General features: G+C 61.2%; 17 protein-coding genes. 9 read left to right on the top strand and 8 right to left on the bottom strand.

The window, feature by feature from the left end; genetic code table 11:
* Window position 1 precedes the first annotated feature (1 nt).
* The 7 genes from fabD to ubiE form a co-directional block, all read right to left on the bottom strand.
* Window positions 2-928, bottom strand: a complete 927-nt coding sequence (gene fabD, locus ACP15P_RS02785; protein ID WP_424926965.1) for an ACP S-malonyltransferase — start codon at window positions 926-928, stop codon at window positions 2-4.
* Window positions 929-1033: 105 nt separating this feature from the next.
* Window positions 1034-1453, bottom strand: coding sequence for a BLUF domain-containing protein (locus ACP15P_RS02780; protein ID WP_424926964.1), 420 nt, complete (start codon window positions 1451-1453; stop codon window positions 1034-1036).
* Window positions 1454-1648: 195 nt separating this feature from the next.
* A complete protein-coding gene (locus ACP15P_RS02775; protein ID WP_424926963.1) occupies window positions 1649-2110 on the bottom strand; it encodes a baeRF12 domain-containing protein in 462 nt (153 codons plus the stop codon).
* 13 nt (window positions 2111-2123) lie between these two features.
* On the bottom strand, window positions 2124-2540 hold the full coding sequence (locus tag ACP15P_RS02770) for a DUF4112 domain-containing protein (protein ID WP_424926962.1): 417 nt from the start codon (window positions 2538-2540) through the stop codon (window positions 2124-2126).
* 51 nt (window positions 2541-2591) lie between these two features.
* Entirely contained in the window at window positions 2592-2801 is a 210-nt protein-coding gene (locus tag ACP15P_RS02765; RefSeq protein ID WP_424926961.1) for a hypothetical protein, read from the bottom strand.
* A 114-nt stretch (window positions 2802-2915) separates the two neighbouring features.
* The gene (gene ubiB, locus ACP15P_RS02760; protein ID WP_424926960.1) at window positions 2916-4442 is read right to left on the bottom strand and encodes a 2-polyprenylphenol 6-hydroxylase; all 1527 of its coding nucleotides are present in this window, start codon (window positions 4440-4442) and stop codon (window positions 2916-2918) included.
* A 1-nt stretch (window position 4443) separates the two neighbouring features.
* Window positions 4444-5199, bottom strand: coding sequence for a bifunctional demethylmenaquinone methyltransferase/2-methoxy-6-polyprenyl-1,4-benzoquinol methylase UbiE (ubiE, locus tag ACP15P_RS02755; protein WP_424926959.1), 756 nt, complete (start codon window positions 5197-5199; stop codon window positions 4444-4446).
* A gap of 83 nt (window positions 5200-5282) precedes the next feature.
* Here ubiE and mutM point away from each other — a divergent pair, with 83 nt between their 5' ends.
* From mutM to gyrB, 8 genes are all read left to right on the top strand, one after another.
* On the top strand, window positions 5283-6131 hold the full coding sequence (mutM, locus tag ACP15P_RS02750) for a bifunctional DNA-formamidopyrimidine glycosylase/DNA-(apurinic or apyrimidinic site) lyase (protein ID WP_424926958.1): 849 nt from the start codon (window positions 5283-5285) through the stop codon (window positions 6129-6131).
* Window positions 6132-6182: 51 nt separating this feature from the next.
* Window positions 6183-6959 (top strand): enoyl-CoA hydratase, encoded by a 777-nt coding sequence (locus tag ACP15P_RS02745; RefSeq protein ID WP_424926957.1) that lies wholly within the window; start codon window positions 6183-6185, stop codon window positions 6957-6959.
* A 95-nt stretch (window positions 6960-7054) separates the two neighbouring features.
* Window positions 7055-7321: a 30S ribosomal protein S20 gene (gene rpsT / locus ACP15P_RS02740; RefSeq protein ID WP_424926956.1), complete on the top strand. Its 267-nt coding sequence runs from the start codon at window positions 7055-7057 to the stop codon at window positions 7319-7321.
* A 967-nt stretch (window positions 7322-8288) separates the two neighbouring features.
* The gene (gene dnaA / locus ACP15P_RS02735) at window positions 8289-9683 is read left to right on the top strand and encodes a chromosomal replication initiator protein DnaA (protein WP_424927295.1); all 1395 of its coding nucleotides are present in this window, start codon (window positions 8289-8291) and stop codon (window positions 9681-9683) included.
* Between the two features lie 212 nt (window positions 9684-9895).
* Complete coding sequence (gene dnaN / locus ACP15P_RS02730) at window positions 9896-11014, top strand: DNA polymerase III subunit beta (protein WP_424926955.1); 1119 nt, start codon at window positions 9896-9898, stop codon at window positions 11012-11014.
* Between the two features lie 33 nt (window positions 11015-11047).
* Complete coding sequence (gene recF / locus ACP15P_RS02725; RefSeq protein WP_424926954.1) at window positions 11048-12112, top strand: DNA replication/repair protein RecF; 1065 nt, start codon at window positions 11048-11050, stop codon at window positions 12110-12112.
* A gap of 1 nt (window position 12113) precedes the next feature.
* Entirely contained in the window at window positions 12114-12743 is a 630-nt protein-coding gene (locus tag ACP15P_RS02720; protein WP_424926953.1) for a LysE family translocator, read from the top strand.
* A gap of 133 nt (window positions 12744-12876) precedes the next feature.
* The gene (gene gyrB, locus ACP15P_RS02715) at window positions 12877-15294 is read left to right on the top strand and encodes a DNA topoisomerase (ATP-hydrolyzing) subunit B (RefSeq protein ID WP_424926952.1); all 2418 of its coding nucleotides are present in this window, start codon (window positions 12877-12879) and stop codon (window positions 15292-15294) included.
* Between the two features lie 58 nt (window positions 15295-15352).
* Here gyrB and ACP15P_RS02710 read toward each other — a convergent pair whose 3' ends face one another.
* Entirely contained in the window at window positions 15353-16738 is a 1386-nt protein-coding gene (locus tag ACP15P_RS02710) for a calcium-binding protein (protein ID WP_424926951.1), read from the bottom strand.
* 349 nt (window positions 16739-17087) lie between these two features.
* Here ACP15P_RS02710 and ACP15P_RS02705 point away from each other — a divergent pair, with 349 nt between their 5' ends.
* Window positions 17088-18227 carry a glycerophosphodiester phosphodiesterase family protein gene (locus ACP15P_RS02705; protein WP_424927294.1) on the top strand — a complete coding sequence of 380 codons (1140 nt, stop codon included), beginning with the start codon at window positions 17088-17090 and terminating at the stop codon, window positions 18225-18227.
* The last annotated feature ends 22 nt before the right edge of the window (window positions 18228-18249 follow it).

Raw genomic sequence — 18249 nt, 5'->3', positions numbered from 1 at the left:
CTCAGGCCTTGGGCCGGACATCTTCGGAGGTGTTGACGGCCCGGACCTCGACGTCGCGGGCGATGCGGCGGATCATGCCTGACAGCGCCTTGCCCGCGCCGATCTCCCACATGGAGGTCACGCCCTGTTCGGCCATCCAGGCAACGCTCTCGCGCCAGCGCACACGGCCGGTGATCTGTTTCACCAGCAGGTCGCGGATTTCCGAGGGATCGGTGACGCCCTCGGCGCGGACATTGGAGACCACGGGGACGGCGGGAGTGGAGATTTCCACGTCTGCCAGAGCCTCGGCCATGGCGTCGGCGGCGGGCTGCATCAGGGCGCAGTGGAAGGGTGCGCTGACGGGCAAAAGGAGCGCACGACGCGCACCGCGTTCCTTGGCCATGGTGGTGGCGCGTTCGACGGCGGCCTTGTTGCCGGAGATTACGACCTGGGCGGGGTCGTTGTCGTTGGCGGCCTCGCAGACCTCGCCTTCGGCTGCGTCCGCGGCAAGCTGTGCGGCTGCCTCAAAATCGAGACCGAGGATGGCGGCCATGGCGCCCTCACCAACCGGGACGGCCTGCTGCATGGCCTGACCGCGGGCGCGCAGGAGGCGGGCGGTGTCGGAGACGCTGAGCGCGCCGGCGGCGCAGAGGGCGGAGTATTCGCCAAGCGAATGACCGGCAACGTAGCTTGCCATTTCAATGCTCTGGCCTTCGGCCTCGAGCGCGCGCATGGCGGCGAGGGAAGTGGCCATCAGGGCGGGCTGGGCGTTCTGGGTGAGGGTGAGGTCGGCGATGTCGCCCTCCCAGATCAGCTCTGAGAGTTTCTCGCCAAGCGCCTCGTCCACCTCGTCAAAGACCGCGCGCGCCTCGGGCCAGGTGTCGGCAAGATCGCGGCCCATGCCGATCACCTGCGCACCCTGTCCTGGAAAGACAAATGCCGTTGTCATTTTGTTGGATCCCCCGGATTGTTTGTTTTCCTGCCTAACGTGAACCGTGTGACGGGTCCAGAGGCTGGGCGGGAGGCTGTTGCACAGGGGACACGGGCCGAAGCGTCAGGTGGTTTCGAGCCGCCCGCAGCCGGTGGTGTCGAGCATGAAGCCCAGAATGTCCGCGGCCGGAGCGCTGGAGATGTCGGGGATGGAGCCGCGGCTGGACTGCCAGTCGCGGAAGGCGTTGGTCTCCTCGTTGGAGAAGACCATGTCCCAGCCGTCGAAGCGGCGGGTCAGGGTGACGCCGGTTTCGAGGTCGCGGACGTTGGAATGGCGCCAGTCCGCGCGGATCATGTTTTTCATGTTCTCAAGGACGTCCTCACTGCCCTCAATGTACTGAACGAAGTAGCCGCGTTCGCGGTGAAGGTAGCCGGTGACGCCGAGGTCACGGTTTCTTTCCTTCGCGATGCGAAAGATAAGGGCCTCCTCCGCCGAATTTGGATGAATTCCGACGGTGGAGATGTAGAGCCAGTATGAAAGCATGGGAGCCTTTCGGTGGGGTATGCACGTTTCTGTAACGGCGAGTATAACCCCCGTCCGGCAGGTATGTTCCACTAAAAGTTGCGTGATATTGATTTAACTCGCGCCAAGGCGAAAAACCGCCTGCGGGGCGGTATGGTGTGGTCGCCCATTCGCCAGAGCGGGGCGGCCACAGGATGTTATTTAGTCGGGGGACGGTCAGGCCTGTTCGAGTTCGCCGGACAGGATTTTCTCGATCTCGTCCAGCGGGTGGTTGGTCAGCACCTTTGGGATATCGAGGATCAGTTTGTCCGTGACCTCCTGGTGCAGAACGTCGCGCAGTTTGCCCAGAACGGGGCGGCTCGCGGCGATGACGAGGCGGTCGTAGGAGCCGGAATGGGCCTCGTGATAGAGAACGTCGGCGATGTCCTCAGCGAAACGTTCCTTCTCCAGAATGTGCCAGTCCGTGTCCTGCACGGCTGAACGCTGCACGCCGGGACCGTCATTGAAGCGGCCGGGGCGGTTGGCGGCCCAGTCCTGTGCCTGCGGGTTTTCCTGGGTTTCCTTCTGGCGCACCACGAGATGCATGTCCTGTTCGTCGCCCTTGTTTACAAGGTAGAGGGCCTTTTCGCCGTCGGCGATTACGACCCATGTACCGTGTCTCAATCCGTCTGCTGACATGTTTTATTCCTCCTTATGCGCGTTGGCCTCCGGGGAGCCGTCCGCGGTAGTTTTCCCGCGCTTTCATTCCGTCCGGGCGGTTCAGTTCGGACCGGACCAGTGCCATGTTGCGGCGGTGGGACTTGAAGAAGAGGTCGAATGCGTCGCCCAGCACGGGCACGCCGCCGACCACGAAGTCCACGCCGGTGTTGATCGCCATGCGGGCCAGGATGCGGCGCCGCACGCCGAGCTTGGCGGCCTCGTAGATCATCCAGGCGCCCGGAACCACGGTGATCAGGTCACCCAGACCGGGCACGAGACCAACGATGCTGTCCCAGCCGAAGCGAATGCCAATAACCGGTACGCGAAAGCGCGTGTCGAGCAGTCCCGCGACGCGGTCGAGCCGGTGCAGGCGGTCCTGATGCTGTCTTTGGCTGTAACGGTCGGTCATGGTGTGCTCCGTGGCTGGGTTCCAGGCGGCGGGACGTTTGACGGTGAACCGTCAGTCGTTCTTCACGGCGTCACGCAGGGCGTCGGCAATACCGGTATCGGAGTCGTTGTCCTCAACCGTTTTCTCGCCCTTGCGGGACAGGTTTCCGTCACTCTCGGCGTGGTCCTGATCGCCTTTTTCACCGGGCTCGTTTTTGAGAGGGTGATGCAGCTCGGAATTCTTCAGGTCGGGATGGGACACGGTTGCGGTTGTCGTTTTCATTTCTGCCTCCTTAAGTGGATGCGTCTGTGACAGGTGCATCCTTCAGGAGAACAACCCTTGGGCAGGCCAATGGTTCCGTGTCCCTATTGCTGGTTTGTGGCGCGGAGCGCTGGCCTAGAGCATCGAGCCCAGCGCCACCAGGGTTGCGCCCGCGACGGTGCCGCCGAGGCCCCAGATCCAGCCGGGGATGTGGGGGCGTTCGGGAGGCGCGGGCGGGTTGGAGGCCGCCATCAGGGCTTTTTCGGCCATGTAGGGCAGGCGCGGGCCGAAGCGGGTCAGGATGCGCATGGTCTCGGTCAGGTCCTTGGCGAAGGCTTTGGGGCCGAGGCTGGACGCGATGTAATCTGTGACCACGGGCCGGGAGGTTTCCCACATGTTCATGGCCGGGTTGAGGCTGCGCGCGACGCCTTCGACGACCACCATGGTGCGCTGGAGCAGGATAAGTTCGGTGCGGGTTTCCATGCCAAAGCGTTCGGTGACCTCAAAGAGGTGCGCCAGAAGCCGGGCCATGGAGATGTGTGTGGCGTCCTGGCCAAAGATCGGTTCGCCGATGGCCCGGAGGGCCTGGGCGAAGGCGTCCATGTCCTGGTTGGCGGGAACGTAGCCCGCCTCGAAATGGACCTTGGCGACCCGTGTGTAGTCCCGTTGCAGGAAGCCGATGATGATTTCCGCATAGGTGCGGCGGGTGAAGATGTCGATGCGGCCCATGATGCCGAAATCAAGAGCGATCAGCTCATTGCCCTCGCCAAGCTTCAGGTTTCCCTGGTGCATGTCGCCGTGAAACAGGCCGTCGCGCAGGGCGTGGGTCAGGAAGGTCTGAAGGATGCGCTCGGAGAGGCGGATCAGGTCGGTGCAGTTTTCGCGCAGTGCGGGGATGTTGCCGACATTGATGCCGGTCATCCATTCCAGGGTCAGCACCCTGCGTTCGGTGGCCGTCCAGATCACGGCCGGTACACGGAAGCCGTCATCGTCTTTTGTTGTGTCGGCAAACTCATTGGCGGCTGCGGCTTCCATGCGCAGGTCGAGTTCCCCGAGGACGATGCCCTCGAAATGTTCGATCACCGCGCGGGGGCGCAGACGGCGGGCGAAGGGGGCGAAGGTTTCAATGAGCCAGGCGGCCAGGTAGAAGGCGTCCACGTCCTTCATGAAGGCGCGTTCGATGCCGGGGCGCAGGACCTTTACGGCGACGGTCTCGCCGGTCTCGCGCAGGGTGGCCTGGTGGACCTGGGCGAGGGAGGCGGCGGCGACGGCGTCGGAGAAGCTGGAGAAGACCTCATCCACCGGTTTTTCGAGTTCGGCCTCAACGGCGCGGCGGGCTTCTTCCGTGGAGAAGGCGGGCAGTTTGTCCTGGAGGACGGTGAGTTCGTGGGCCAGTTCCGCGCCGACGATATCGGGGCGGGTGGAGAGAAGCTGTCCGAACTTGATGTAGAAGGGGCCGAGCGCGGTCAGGGCACGCAGGATGGGCGGCTGGGTCGGGTCACCCGCGAGGCCAAACCACTGGAAGGGCCAGCCAAGAACGCGGGCCATGACCCGAACGGCGGGTGGGGCGTCCACGGCCTCAAGGGCCTGTTTCATGGCGCCGGTGCGCTCGAATGTGGCGCCTGTCTGGATCAGGCGCCAGAGATTGTGGGGGCCGCGCATGTCAGATTTTCCAGCCGGAATGGATCGCGGCGACGCCCATGGTCAGGTTGCGGTAGCTGACATTGTGGAAGCCGGCCTCGCGGATCATGGAGGCGAAGATTTCCTGGCTGGGAAATTTGCGGATGGATTCAACGAGGTACTGGTAGCTGTCGCGGTCGTTCGCGATGACCTGACCCATGCGGGGGATCACGTTGAAGGAATAGAGGTCGTAGAGTTTGCGCAGACCCGCATGGGGAACGCGGCTGAACTCCAGCACCATGAACCGACCGCCGGGGCGCAGAACACGGTAGGCTTCGACAATGGCATCCTCGATACGGGTGACGTTCCGGATGCCGAAGGAAATGGTGTAGGCGTCAAAGCTGTTGGCGGGCAGGGGCAGGGCCATGGCGTCGCCCACGATCCAGTCGAGTTTGTCGTGGTATCCCTCGGCCTCGCTGCGTTTGCGTCCCTCGATAAGCATGCTTTCGGTCATGTCGAGCACGGTGGCGTGGCCGTCGCCCTTCACTCGGTCGAGAAAACGGAAGGAGATGTCGCCGGTGCCGCCCGCCACGTCGAGCAGTTTCATGCCGGGGCGCGGGGCCATCCAGTCGAGCAGGGCGTCCTTCCACAGCCGGTGGATGCCGAGGCTCATGGCGTCGTTCATCACGTCGTATTTCGAGGCGACGGAGGTGAAGACGCCATGCACGCGGCCGGCTTTTTCATCCTCTGCGACGGTCTCGTAACCAAAGTGTGTGGTGCGGTCGTTCGGTTCTGTCATCTGTGCGGGCTTTCCGTGCGGCTCCACCCGTGCTTATAAGCCCCACTGCGGCGGTGACAACCACGACCGCATGGAGGAATGGAATGCCGGAACTGCCGGAAGTTGAAACGGTCCGTCGCGGGCTTTTGGAGGTGATGGACGGTGTGCGGATCGTGCGGGTCGAGACGCGCCGTGCCGATCTGCGCCGCCCGTTTCCGGAGAACATGGTCGCGCGGCTGGAAGGCGCCCGGGTTTTGGGCCTGCGGCGGCGGTCAAAATACATCTTGGTGGACCTGGATACGGATGAGTCGCTGATTGTCCATCTGGGCATGTCGGGCAAAATGCTGATCACCGGCGGTGCGAGCGGCATGGTTGTACGGGAGCCGGAGAAACACGATCATGTGGTGATGGACCTGGAATCAGGTGTCAGGATCAGTTTCAACGATGTGCGCCGGTTTGGTCTGATGGACCTGGCTGAGACGGTTGGGGTGGACGCCCATCCGCTGCTCGCGGCCATCGGGCCGGAACCGCTGGGCAATGCGTTTAGTCCAGGATACCTGTTTGAGGCGTTTCAGGGCCGGAAAACGCCGGTGAAATCGGCGCTGCTCGACCAGCGGATCGTGGCGGGGCTGGGCAATATATATGTCTGCGAGGCCCTGTGGCGATCGCGGATCTCGCCGTTTCGTCTGGCCGGGGAGGTGACGGCTGAGGAGGTGGCGGAGCTTTACCGTTCCATTGTCGATGTGCTGTCCGAGGCGATCGAGGCTGGCGGTTCGTCGGTTCGGGACTATCGAAGTGCCGGCGGCGATCTTGGGTATTTTCAGCTTCGGATATCGGTATATGGGCGTGAGGGACTGCCCTGTACCCGCGATGGTTGTACCGGGGTGGTGGAACGTGCCGTCCAGGCAGGCAGATCGAGTTTTCACTGTCCGACCTGCCAGGTACGGGGTTGATCGCGCCAACAGGGTCGGTTTAGCGTGCGCGCAAGTAACGGGAGATATGGCGTGGCCTATGAAACACTGATTATCGACATTGAGGACCACGTAGCGAAGATACAGCTCAACCGTCCCGATGCGATGAACGCACTCAACGCGCAGCTCGTGACCGAGCTGGCCGCGGCACTGGCCGAGATGGACGGGTCGAACCGGGTTCGCGCCATTGTTCTGACCGGTTCGGACAAGGCGTTTGCGGCCGGTGCGGACATCAAGGAGATGTCGGACAAGAGCTTCGTGGACATGTTCACGGACGACCTGTTTGGCCGTTTCAACGATGCTGTCATGCGGACGCACAAGCCGATCATCGCAGCGGTTTCGGGATACTGCCTCGGCGGTGGCTGTGAGCTTGCCATGATGTGCGATTTCATTCTTGCCTCAGATACGGCCAAGTTTGGCCAGCCGGAGATCAATCTGGGCGTTATACCCGGTATTGGCGGGACGCAGAGGCTGACGCGGGCCATTGGCAAGTCGAAGGCGATGGAAATGTGCCTGACGGGCCGGTTCATGACGGCCGAGGAGGCCGAGCGCGCTGGGCTTGTGAGCCGAATCGTACCGGCCAAGGAACTGGTCCGCGAGGCCATGAAAACAGCGGCCAAGATCGCGGAGAAATCCCCGCTGGCCGTTCGGGCGACCAAGGAGGCGGTGAACCGCAGCTTTGAAACTACGCTCGCCGAGGGTCTGAATTTCGAACGGCGCATATTCCACGCGCTTTTCGCCACTGAGGACCAGAAAGAGGGCATGGCGGCCTTCGCGGAAAAGCGCACACCGCAGTTCCGCGGAAAATAGCGCAAAAAGCGGTGCGCTCCGTGTTGACTCACGTCACATTGGGCTCTATGTGGGCGCTTCAGAATTCAGACGCTTGAGATACGGGTAGAAAAAACATGGCAAATTCGCCGTCTTCCAAAAAGCGTGCGCGCCAGATCGAGCGTCGCACAGAGGTCAACAAATCCCGCCGTTCGCGCATGCGCGGCTTCATCCGCAAGGTTGAGGAAGCAATCGCATCCGGTGACTACGACGCGGCGACCGCGGCTCTTCGTGCGGCACAGCCGGTCATCATGCGCTCGGTGAGCAAGGGCATCGTTCACAAGAATACCGCAAGCCGGAAAATCTCCCGGCTGTCCGGTCGTGTGAAGGCTCTCGCAGCCTGATAACGCCCCGCGCTGCGGTGGCAGCGACACAGATTTCAAAACCCCCGTGCGGCACCGCGCGGGGGTTTTTGGTTTCGGGTTCTGGTACGATCTGAGTTGGTCGGGGCGATGACGCGGGGGGAGGTGGCGCCATGGCGGGACGGTTGTTCAGGACCGCGGTGCCGCGCCCTTTTCGGATTTTGGTGGTCTACTTTTCGTTGCCGGAGAGGGCGAAGGAGTCGCTCGACAGGGGAGTCGGTCTGCGGTGGTTTGGAGGGGCGATTCCAGTTCTTAACGGAATGTTAACGCCAGGTGAAAAAGTGTTAAGAAATTTTTCGGACGGGGATGTTTTCAAGCCTTCGCTGGACGACAAACCGGGGAGGGGCAGCACGAAATTGTTAATCCATTCCCGGAGTTTGGCTGGTTGTTTTCATACGGAAAAGTGCAGGTTTTGACGGAATTTCGGGGAGGCTTTGAGGCCACAGTGGAGGCGTTTTGGTACCGAAAACAAAGGATTTTTTGCCTGTCCGATTTGTTAATGTTCCGGTTCCGGTCCCGTTGTTTGAAAAGGCCGTTTTGGCTATCCTGGGGCACCCGAAAACGAATCCTTAGCGGTTGAGGTTTCGGGAAATATTTATTGGCGCATCCCCTTGCGGAATGACCGCGCTCCCGGCTTGTTTCAGCCGTGTCCGGACATTAAGCAACGCAGTTTCCCGTAGTGGACCCTGATGGTCGGCTGCGCCAGCGACGGGGCGAAAAAACATAAGTGGCGGATGCCCCGAAAGGTGCGCCACGCGATGTCAGGGAGGACGGGAGCATGGGCTTTTCTTTGATTTACCGGAACTGGAAAAACCGATCCCTCCGACGCTGTACCCTGAGCGGGGCCGGATCCGGGGGGTGACATTTTTCGACGACCGCCCTCAACTCCAACCTGCCTGCCGGAATAACAATGCCTCCCCTGACCACCGCACAACACACTCACGGTTCCATGACTGAGGAATGGAACCAGATCTGTCTCGCACTCCGCTCGGAGATTGGGGACGACGCTTTTAAAAACTGGATCCAGCCGCTGACCTTCCTCGGGGCCGAGCAGGGCGTGGGGCGGTTTGCGTCGCCGACCGGGTTCCTGGGGACCTGGGTCGAGCGCAATTACGGGAACCGGGTGCGTCAGCTTCTGCTGGCGGCGGGCTATGCGGTGAACCGCCTTGAGTTTGAGGTGCGTCCAACGGGTCTCGATTTTACGCCGGAAGACAAACCGGAGGCTGCGGAAGCCAGGACGCCGGCGCCCGAGCCAGCGGAGAAGCCGAAACAGCCGGCAGTGAGCATTGCGTCGGAGGTGGATTTGCCCGCGTCGCCTCTGGACGGACGGTTTACATTTGACAACTTCGTGGTCGGTAAGCCCAACGAGTTGGCCCATGCGGCGGCGCGCCGGGTGGCGGAGGTTGGCACGGTCACGTTCAATCCGCTGTTCCTCTATGGCGGTGTGGGTCTGGGTAAAACCCACCTGATGCACGCGATTGCGTGGGAGATTCAGACAAGTCGCCCCGATGCCCGGGTCATGTACCTGTCGGCGGAACAGTTCATGTACCGGTTTGTCTCGGCGTTGCGCTTTAAGGAGATGCACGGTTTCAAGGAGATTTTCCGCTCCGTGGATGTTCTGATGGTCGATGACGTGCAGTTCATCGCGGGCAAGGATTCCACTCAGGACGAGTTTTTCCATACGTTCAACGCGCTGATCGATCAGCAGAAACAGATCGTGATTTCCGCCGACCGTGCACCGGGTGAGATTGACGGGCTGGAGGAGCGCATCAAATCGCGGCTTCAGTGGGGTCTGGTGGTGGACCTGCACCCGACGGACTATGAGCTGCGTCTGGGCATTTTGCAGGCGAAGGCGGAGGCGCAGCTGGAGCAGAATCCGAGCATTACGATTGGATCGGGTGTGGTCGAGTTCCTGGCGCATCGGATCAGCTCGAACGTACGGGTTCTGGAAGGCGCTCTGACGCGGCTTTTTGCGTTTGCGAGCCTGGTTGGACGCGAGATCAACCTGGATATGGCGCAGGAGTGTCTGGCCGATATTCTGCGGGCCTCGGAACGCAAGGTCACGATCGACGAGATCATTCGCAAGGTGGCCGATCACTACAACCTGCGCATATCTGACATCATGTCCGCGCGCCGGGCGCGGGCCGTTGCGCGACCGCGTCAGGTGGCGATGTTCCTGTGCAAGATGCTGACCACGCGCAGCCTGCCGGAAATCGGCCGAAAATTCGGGGGCAGGGACCACACGACGGTGATCCACGCGGTGAAGAAAATCGAGGAACTGCGCAACACCGACAGCCAGATTGCCGAGGATGTTGAGCTGCTGCGCCGGATGCTCGAGGCCTGATTTTTTAAGCTGGCCGAGCGGACTGGTGGCCGCCTGGCCGGCAATAGCATGATCCGGGAGGCGGGTGGCCCGAAATGACCCGCAAAACGGGCAAAAACCTTACATTTTAGTCAGGTGTGGTTATTGCCCTTTCCATTCATTTCGCTAACTTCGTATTCCGCGCAACGGAGACCCGTATCGCGGTGGAACGTATCTCTGCAACGGTGAGACACATGAAACTAAGTATGGAACGCGGCGCCCTCTTTCGGGCCATGAATCGGGCGCAGTCCGTTGTTGAGCGGCGGAACACCATTCCAATTCTTGGAAACGTGCTGATCGAAGCGGAGGGCGATGAGGTCAGTTTCCGTGCGACGGATCTGGATATTGACGTGATTGACCGGGCGCCCGCGATGGTGAGCCGGGCGGGCGCCACCACGGTGGCGGCGCACACGCTGCACGAGATTGTCCGCAAGCTGCCCGATGGTGCGATGGTGGAGCTTGAGGACCATCAGGATCGTGGACGCATGGAAGTGCGGGCCGGGCGGTCGCATTTCAGCCTTGCGACCATGCCGCGGGAGGATTTCCCTAACATGGCGTCCACCGAATACAGCTGTAATTTCTCCTGCAAGGCGCCGGTGTTGCGACGGCTGTTCGACAAGGCAAAGTTTGCAATTTCGACCGAGGAGACACGGTATTACCTGAACGGGGTTTACCTGCATTCGGCCACCGGGCCGGATGGACAGGTACTTCGCTGCGTGGCGACGGACGGTCACAAGCTGGCACAGATTGACGCGCCGCTGCCGGAAGAGGCGAAGGACCTGCCGGGTGTGATCGTGCCGCGCAAGACGGTGGGTGAGTTGCGCAAGCTGCTGGACGACGATGACATGTCGATAGCGGTGTCGGTTGGAGAAACCAAAATCCGCTTCGCCACACCGGAGGTCACGCTGACCTCGAAAGTGATCGATGGCACCTTCCCGGACTATGTGCGGGTGATTCCGGCCGGTAACTCCAAGCGTATGGAGGTCGATGCCGCGGATTTCGCCCGGGCCGTGGACCGGGTTGCGACGGTATCCTCGGAGCGGTCGCGTGCGGTGAAACTGGCGCTCGATGAGGACCGGCTGGTTCTGTCGGTCAACTCGCCCGACAGTGGTACTGCGGATGAGGAACTGGCCGTGGCCTATTCCGATGAGGCGCTGGAGATTGGTTTCAACGCCAAATACCTTCTGGAGGTTGCGGGCCAGGTGGACCGGGAAAATGCCGTGTTCATGTTTGACGGTCCAGGAAATCCCACGCTGATGCGCGAGGGTAACGATGACAGCGCGGTTTATGTTGTCATGCCGATGCGGGTCTGACGCCCGCATTTTCCGACATGACTGGATTTTGCGGTGAGCGGTGATCTGGCCGTCCACCGTTTGCGTCTGTCGCATTTCCGTTCCCACAAAAAGTTTGAGCGGGAGTTCGACGGCCGGCCCGTGGCAATTCACGGGGCCAATGGTGCTGGCAAAACCAATCTGATTGAAGCGGTTTCCATGTTGTCACCGGGGCGGGGGCTCCGGAGGGCGCGGAACACGGATATCTCGCGGCTTCCGGAGGATATCGGCTGGAAGGTCTTTGCTGAAGTGAGCGGCCCGGACGGGCTGCGCGAGATTGAGACAGGGTCGGAGGGCGCTGGGCGACGGGTGCTTGTCGACGGCAAGGTGACGCCTCAGGTGGCGCTGGCCGATCTGGTGCCGGTGTTGTGGCTGACGCCTGCAATGGACCGGCTCTGGACCGAGGGCGCGGCGGAGCGGCGTCGGTTTCTTGATCGCACCACGCTCAGTCTGATCCCCGGACATGGCGCGGCGGCGGTGGGCTATGACCGGGCGCTGCGCGAGCGGAACAGGCTCCTGAAGGATCAGGTGCGGGACCGGGGCTGGTTTGAGGCGCTGGAAGCCCAAATGGGGCGGTTTGGCGCTGAGGTGAGCCGGAATCGGCTGGCCGCGATTGGCCGACTGTCCAGAGTGACGGTGGTGGATGCGTTCCCAGTGGCTGAACTCGGGCTGTACGGGACGGCCTGGGAGAAGGAAGCGGACCTTGTTGAGGCCCTGCGCGACGGACGTGCCCGGGATATGGCTGCGGGACGCAGTCTGCGGGGGCCACATCGGGATGATCTGTCGGCGGTTTACGCGGCCAAGGGGGTTGAGGCGCGGCTTTGTTCGACGGGGGAGCAGAAGGCCTTGCTGATCAGCCTTGTTTTGGCCAATGCGCGGGCGGTTGCGGAGGATTTTGGTGCGCCGCCGTTGCTGTTGCTCGACGAGGTCGCGGCGCATTTGGATGCGGACCGCAGGCTGGCTTTGTTCGAACAGGTCTGTGACCTCGGTGCGCAGGCCTGGATGACGGGGACCGGCGCGGAACTGTTTGAGGGGTTGGGCGACAGGGCGCAGTGGCTGGCCCTCTCCGGAGAGGGGTGACATGTCCTTAACGATGGTTGGGCTGCTGAGCTATGCGGCGGCCCTGGCGGCTGTGATCGCGACACCGGGTCCGGTTGTGGCGGCGTTGATCGCGCGGGCGGCAACCGGTGGCGTGGGGGCCGTGATGCCGCTGATCCTGGGCGTGGCCGTGGGGGATGTGATCTGGGCGCTGATTGCGCTCCTTGGCGTTGGTGCGGCGGTGAATGCTTGGGCAGGGCTTCTGACCGTGCTGCGGTTTTTTGGTGCGGGCATTTTGGCCTGGATGGGCTGGCGGCTGATCCGCTCGGCGGACAGTGCCGCGCAAACGGCCGCGTCGGGCGATCTGGTCCACCGGGGCGGCTGGGACGGTTTCATGGCCGGTCTGATGGTGATTGCCGGAAACCCGAAGGCGATGCTGTTTTACGTGGGCGTGCTGCCTGGGTTTTTTGACCTGACAGATCTGACAGTGTGGGACGTGGCGGCGATCTGTGCGGTGTCAGCGGTTGTTCCGTTTACGGGGAACGTTGCCTGGTCGGCACTTTTTGCCCGGACGCGACGGTTTTTGAAGGACCGGCAGGCCATGTACAGGCTCCATTTGGGGGCGGGTGTGGCACTCGTTCTGGTGGCACTGGCGATCGTTGCCGCGGCCTGAAAAAACAGGTGCAATTTCGGGTTGTTAACCTTTTGAAAATGAACGGCAATCCGGGCCGTGGCTTTGGATTTTTGGGGTGACATTCCCGGCTGGTCCTGGTATTGTGACACACGGTTAACAGGGACATTTGAAGATGGCCGAAAACACCCAGGCAAATGATCAGTATGGCGCGGATTCCATTAAGGTTCTCAAGGGCCTGGAGGCCGTGCGCAAAAGGCCTGGGATGTATATCGGGGACACCGATGACGGGTCCGGTCTGCACCACATGGTTTACGAGGTCGTCGATAACGGTATCGACGAGGCGCTGGCCGGTCACGCGGACCGGGTGACGGTCACAATCCACGCGGACAGTTCCGTCAGCGTGTCTGACAACGGCCGTGGTATTCCGGTTGGCATCCATGAGGAAGAGGGCGTGTCAGCCGCCGAGGTCATTATGACCCAGCTTCATGCGGGCGGTAAGTTTGACCAGAACTCCTACAAGGTGTCGGGCGGTCTGCATGGCGTTGGTGTGTCGGTTGTGAACGCCCTGTCCGACTGGCTGGAGCTGCGCATCTGGCGCGACGGTTTCGAACACTACGCACGGTTTGAGAAGGGCGACACGGTTGAGCATCTGCGCCAGGTCGGTCCGGCCGAGGGTCGCAAGGGAACCGAGGTGCGGTTCCTGGCCTCGACGGATACGTTCTCAAACCTGAACTATGTCTACAAAACACTGGAGCACCGGCTGCGCGAGTTGGCGTTCCTGAATTCCGGCGTGCGGATTTTGCTGCGCGATGAGCGCGGGCCGCAGGCGGAAGAGACGGAAATGCTCTATGAGGGCGGTGTGCGGGAATTTGTGCGCTTCCTCGACCGGTCAAAGACACCGCTGTTCGATGAGCCGATTTTCATCTCCGGTGAGCGTGACGGCATCGGGATTGAGGTCGCGATGTGGTGGAACGACAGCTACTATGAGAACACGCTGCCGTTTACGAACAACATCCCGCAACGGGATGGCGGTACACATATGGCCGGGTTCCGTGGGGCTCTGACGCGGACGATCAACGCCTATGCGAATACCAGCGGCATGGCGCGCAAGGAGAAGGTCAACCTGTCCGGGGATGATGCCCGAGAGGGGCTGACCTGCGTTTTGTCGGTGAAGGTGCCGGATCCGAAGTTCTCGTCCCAGACGAAAGACAAGCTGGTTTCGTCGGAGGTGCGGCCCGCCGTTGAGGGTCTGCTGAACGAGAAACTGGGTGAGTGGTTTGAGGAAAACCCCACCGAGGCGCGCAATATCGTCGGCAAGATCGTTGAGGCGGCCGTTGCACGGGAGGCTGCGCGGAAAGCCCGTGAGCTGACGCGGCGCAAAACGGCAATGGATGTGGCGAACCTGCCCGGGAAACTCGCGGATTGCCAGGAGAAAGACCCGGCCAAGTCCGAAGTTTTCCTGGTGGAGGGTGACAGCGCGGGCGGTTCGGCCAAGCAGGGTCGGAGCCGGGCGAACCAGGCGGTTTTGCCGCTGCGAGGTAAGATCCTGAATGTGGAGCGCGCGCGGTTTGACCGGATGCTGTCGAGCAACGAGATCGGGACACTGATTACGGCGCTGGGCACCGGGATCGGGAGGGACGAGTTTGATATTTCCAAGCTGCGCTACCACAAGGTGGTGATCATGACGGACGCCGACGTCGATGGCGCACACATCCGGACGCTGTTGCTGACGTTCTTCTTCCGCCAGATGCCCGAGCTGATTGAGGGCGGTTATCTTTATATTGCGCAGCCGCCGCTGTTTAAGGTCTCGCGGGGCAAGTCCGAGGTCTATCTGAAGGATCAGGCGGCGCTCGATGACTACCTGATCAATCAGGGCCTGGACGGGGCGTCGCTGCGGCTTGGGGACGGATCGGTTGTGGCCGGTGGCGACCTTGCGCGGGTGGTGACTGAGGCGCGCGAGGTCAAATCTTCGCTTGAGGCATTCCCGACGCATTACTCGCGGCACGTGTTGGAACAGGCAACGATTGCGGGTGCGTTGTTGCCTGGTGTTCTGGACGACGATCCGCAGGGGACGGCGGACCGGGTTGCGGCGCGCCTCGACATGATTGCGTTGGAATATGAGCGCGGCTGGCAGGGGCGTCCGACACAGGATGGCGGCCTGCGGCTTTGGCGGACGCTGCGGGGTGTGGATGAGGTTCGCGTGCTGGATGGCGGGGCGCTTCGCTCCGCCGAGGCGCGGAAGCTCGCGAAACTCACGGAGAGCATTCAGGAGATTTACTCGGATGTCGCGCATCTGGTGCGCAAGGAGCGTGGGCAGGCGATCTATGCGCCCACTGAGCTTCTGGCGGCGGTCGTGGCCGAGGGCGAGAAGGGTCTGACGCTGCAGCGGTACAAGGGTCTCGGTGAAATGAACCCGGAGCAGCTGTGGGAAACCACGCTGGACCCAGATGCGCGGACGCTTCTTCAGGTTCAGGTCGACCAGTTCGACGAGGCGGATCAGGTATTCACCCGCCTAATGGGCGACGAGGTCGAACCGCGGCGTGAGTTTATCCAGAACAACGCGCTAAGCGTTGAGAACCTCGATTTCTGATTTCGCGGAGGATTGCGGCGGGTGGCCGGCTCAATGCTCCGCCACCCTCCGTGAAATACTAAAACAGGAAGTCTGAAGCGTCGATGTGGCGCAGGTCGACATCAATCAGCGTGATCCTGTGCGACCCGCCGGCTGAAATCTCAAGGTCGTCGCCATCCTGCGTCAGGTGGTTCTTTTCGAGGTCCCTGAAGCTGGTTATGGAACTGACATCGCTCAGGTCGATTTTTTCGCCTTTGCTCTTGGCGTCGAAGTCGTAGATCCGGTCCTTTCCGAAGCCGTCGGAGAAGACGAAGACATCGTCGCCGCCGTCTCCATAAAGCCGGTCCTTGCCGCTTTCACCGTATAGTTCGTCCCGGCCGCCACCGCCCTTGAGGGTGTCGTTGCCTTCACCGCCATAGAGAGCGTCCTTGCCCTTTTCTCCGTTCAGGCGGTCGTCGCCGTCGCGACCGCGCAGGCGGTTGGCGTCGTCGTTGCCGTTGATTTTGTCATCGAATACGGAGCCGTCGATATTCTCAATGGAGTCCAGCCGGTCGGTCTTCCCGAAGGTATCCTTTACCTTACCCTTTTCCAGATCCGCTTTGATGCCGTTTTTGCCGCCGAATTCGTGTTCATGGTTATAGCGGACGTGATCGCTGCCGTTTCCACCCTTCATGGTGTCGTTGCCTTTGAGGCCAGCGAAGTAGTCGTCTTTGTTGCCGCCGATCATCCGGTCATGGTACCGGGTGCCGACGATGGATTCGATAGATACGAGCGTGTCCTCTCCGACGCTTTCGCCCCGGACCCATCCATATTTTAGATTGGCTTCAATCGACGATTTTTCGTGAGCATAGACCACCTCGTCCCAGGCCGAGCCGCCGTCGATGTGGTCGTCCTTTTTGCTGGCCCAAAAGATGTCCTCGCCCCGCCCGCCGAGCAGGGTGTCCCTGCCGTTCGTGCCGCTGATCACATCGGCCTGGGAGGTTTTCGCTGCGCCGAATTCGGACCATTCGATGACCTGGCCCGGCCGGTAATCGCCGGAAGAATATCCACCCTGGTGGGTGATCCGGTCCTCAAGATCGTCGAATTGTTTTGCGTTTTTGACCTTCGGAAGGGATTTGCCATCGAGCCTGACGGCGACGATGACCTCCTCCTGCTCGTCATTAATGTCAAACTTCTCGAAACTCAGAACCATCAGTGTGGTTTTGTCGCCGCCATCGACGCGGACCCAGCCAAATTCAATTTTGACGTCGAAATCCGTAAGCTGAAGGCCATCGACCTCGAAGCTGTAGCCCTCGGCTTCGTATTTTACGGGATAAAGGCCGTTGCTTTTCTTTTTGTACTCATATTCAAAGCCGGCACCTTCAGCTGCGGTGATGTGCAGTCTGCTGTTTCCGTTAAAGTAAACGGAGTCGCCGGAGCGATCATTAACAATATTGATGATGGCATCGAAATCATGTGTGGCCATATTTACTTTCCCGCTTTCATTGTACGGACTGTACTGAATGCTCGTATTTATTTTAGAAAATTGATTTTATCACGCCGAAAAACCTTTGTTGGTAAACAGCGTTTAATACCATTGTCTCTGAAGGTTCCGGGAATTGTCCCGTTTGGCCGCCATGTCGGGTGAGCCGATGGCGCGCTCCATTTCCGGTTTCACTGTCGTGAAAGTTTTGCTTGTGTTCGGGGCGACTCCGGTGTGACCCTTTCGGGAAAATCCACTGAGGGGAATGGCTTTGAAGTATTCAATGGTTGTGGCGCTGGTCGCCGGATTTCCCCTTGCGGGTTATGCCCAAAATGATGTGGCCGGGCAGTTCATGAGCTATGGTGAGCGGCCGGCATATCTGATCGACCGGCTGGAGGATGGCGAGTTGAAAGACACGCTGCTGGCCTGTCAGTGGCAGACCCCGGAGCGCACGAGATTTTCGATTGGTCACCGCGGCGCGTCCCTGATGTTTCCCGAGCATACCGTGCAGGCCAACCGCGCCGCGGCGCGGCAGGGGGCGGGCATTCTGGAATGCGACGTGACGTTTACGAAGGATCAGGAACTGGTCTGCCGCCATGCGCAGAACGATTTGCATACGACGACCAATATCCTGACCACTGATCTGGCCGGCAAATGTTCGACGCCGTTTTCCCCGGCGCAGGGCGGTGAGGACGCGGTGGCGGAATGTCTGACCAGCGACATTACGCTTGCCGAGTTCCAGACACTGACGCCGAAGATGGACTCGTCTGATCCGACAGCCACAACGCCCGAGGCGTATCAGGGCGGTGTCGCGCCGTGGCGCACGACGCTCTATGCCGATGGGGCGGAGTTGATGACACATGCGGAGTCAATCGCGCTGTTCGACAGTCTCGGCGCGGACTTCACGCCGGAGTTGAAGACACCCGAGGTGGAGATGCCCTTCGAGGGGTATTCGCGTGAGGATTACGCGCAGGCTTTGATTGATGAGTACCGGGCGGCGGGGATCGATCCGTCGCGTGTATGGGCGCAAAGTTTTGACCTCGATGACGTGCTCTACTGGATCGAAAACGAGCCCGGGTTCGGCAAGCAGGCGGTGTACCTGATGGATGAGTATGCCGACCCTCGCTACGATCCCAACGACCCGGGCACCTGGCCGCATTCAATGGAAGAGCTGAAAACTATGGGAGTGAACTACATCGCGCCGCCCATGTGGATGCTGGTCACGCTTGACGATGCGGGCGAGATGGTTCCGAACGCGCTGGCCATGGCGGCGCAGGAGGCCGGCATGAGTGTCATCACCTGGACGCTGGAACGCTCCGGACCGCTGGCGAATGGGGGCGGGTGGTATTTCCGCACGGTCGCGGACGCGATTGACAGTGACGGGGACTACTACGAACTGCTGCACGTTCTGGCGCAGGATGTGGGCGTTGTCGGAGTGTTTTCCGACTGGCCCGCGACGGTGACGTATTACGCGAACTGCATGGGGCTTTAGTCCCTGGGAGGTTTTGCCCGGC

Origin of the sequence: Amaricoccus tamworthensis, from assembly GCF_049800875.1 — a bacterium.
Classification (GTDB): domain Bacteria; phylum Pseudomonadota; class Alphaproteobacteria; order Rhodobacterales; family Rhodobacteraceae; genus Amaricoccus; species Amaricoccus tamworthensis.
This window is presented reverse-complemented; position numbering and strand designations above follow the sequence as displayed.

What these genes read in the sequence shown, in the direction of transcription:
- ubiE (WP_424926959.1), bottom strand. Translation starts at nt 5,199, where the DNA reads ATGACAGAACCGAACGACCGCACCACACACTTTGGTTACGAGACCGTC.
- mutM (WP_424926958.1), top strand. Translation starts at nt 5,283, where the DNA reads ATGCCGGAACTGCCGGAAGTTGAAACGGTCCGTCGCGGGCTTTTGGAG.
- dnaA (WP_424927295.1), top strand. Translation starts at nt 8,289, where the DNA reads ATGACTGAGGAATGGAACCAGATCTGTCTCGCACTCCGCTCGGAGATT.
- ACP15P_RS02705 (WP_424927294.1), top strand. Translation starts at nt 17,088, where the DNA reads ATGAGCTATGGTGAGCGGCCGGCATATCTGATCGACCGGCTGGAGGAT.
- ACP15P_RS02770 (WP_424926962.1), bottom strand. Translation starts at nt 2,540, where the DNA reads ATGACCGACCGTTACAGCCAAAGACAGCATCAGGACCGCCTGCACCGG.
- ACP15P_RS02775 (WP_424926963.1), bottom strand. Translation starts at nt 2,110, where the DNA reads ATGTCAGCAGACGGATTGAGACACGGTACATGGGTCGTAATCGCCGAC.
- ACP15P_RS02765 (WP_424926961.1), bottom strand. Translation starts at nt 2,801, where the DNA reads ATGAAAACGACAACCGCAACCGTGTCCCATCCCGACCTGAAGAATTCC.
- dnaN (WP_424926955.1), top strand. Translation starts at nt 9,896, where the DNA reads ATGAAACTAAGTATGGAACGCGGCGCCCTCTTTCGGGCCATGAATCGG.
- gyrB (WP_424926952.1), top strand. Translation starts at nt 12,877, where the DNA reads ATGGCCGAAAACACCCAGGCAAATGATCAGTATGGCGCGGATTCCATT.
- fabD (WP_424926965.1), bottom strand. Translation starts at nt 928, where the DNA reads ATGACAACGGCATTTGTCTTTCCAGGACAGGGTGCGCAGGTGATCGGC.
- ACP15P_RS02780 (WP_424926964.1), bottom strand. Translation starts at nt 1,453, where the DNA reads ATGCTTTCATACTGGCTCTACATCTCCACCGTCGGAATTCATCCAAAT.
- ACP15P_RS02720 (WP_424926953.1), top strand. Translation starts at nt 12,114, where the DNA reads ATGTCCTTAACGATGGTTGGGCTGCTGAGCTATGCGGCGGCCCTGGCG.
- rpsT (WP_424926956.1), top strand. Translation starts at nt 7,055, where the DNA reads ATGGCAAATTCGCCGTCTTCCAAAAAGCGTGCGCGCCAGATCGAGCGT.
- ubiB (WP_424926960.1), bottom strand. Translation starts at nt 4,442, where the DNA reads ATGCGCGGCCCCCACAATCTCTGGCGCCTGATCCAGACAGGCGCCACA.
- ACP15P_RS02710 (WP_424926951.1), bottom strand. Translation starts at nt 16,738, where the DNA reads ATGGCCACACATGATTTCGATGCCATCATCAATATTGTTAATGATCGC.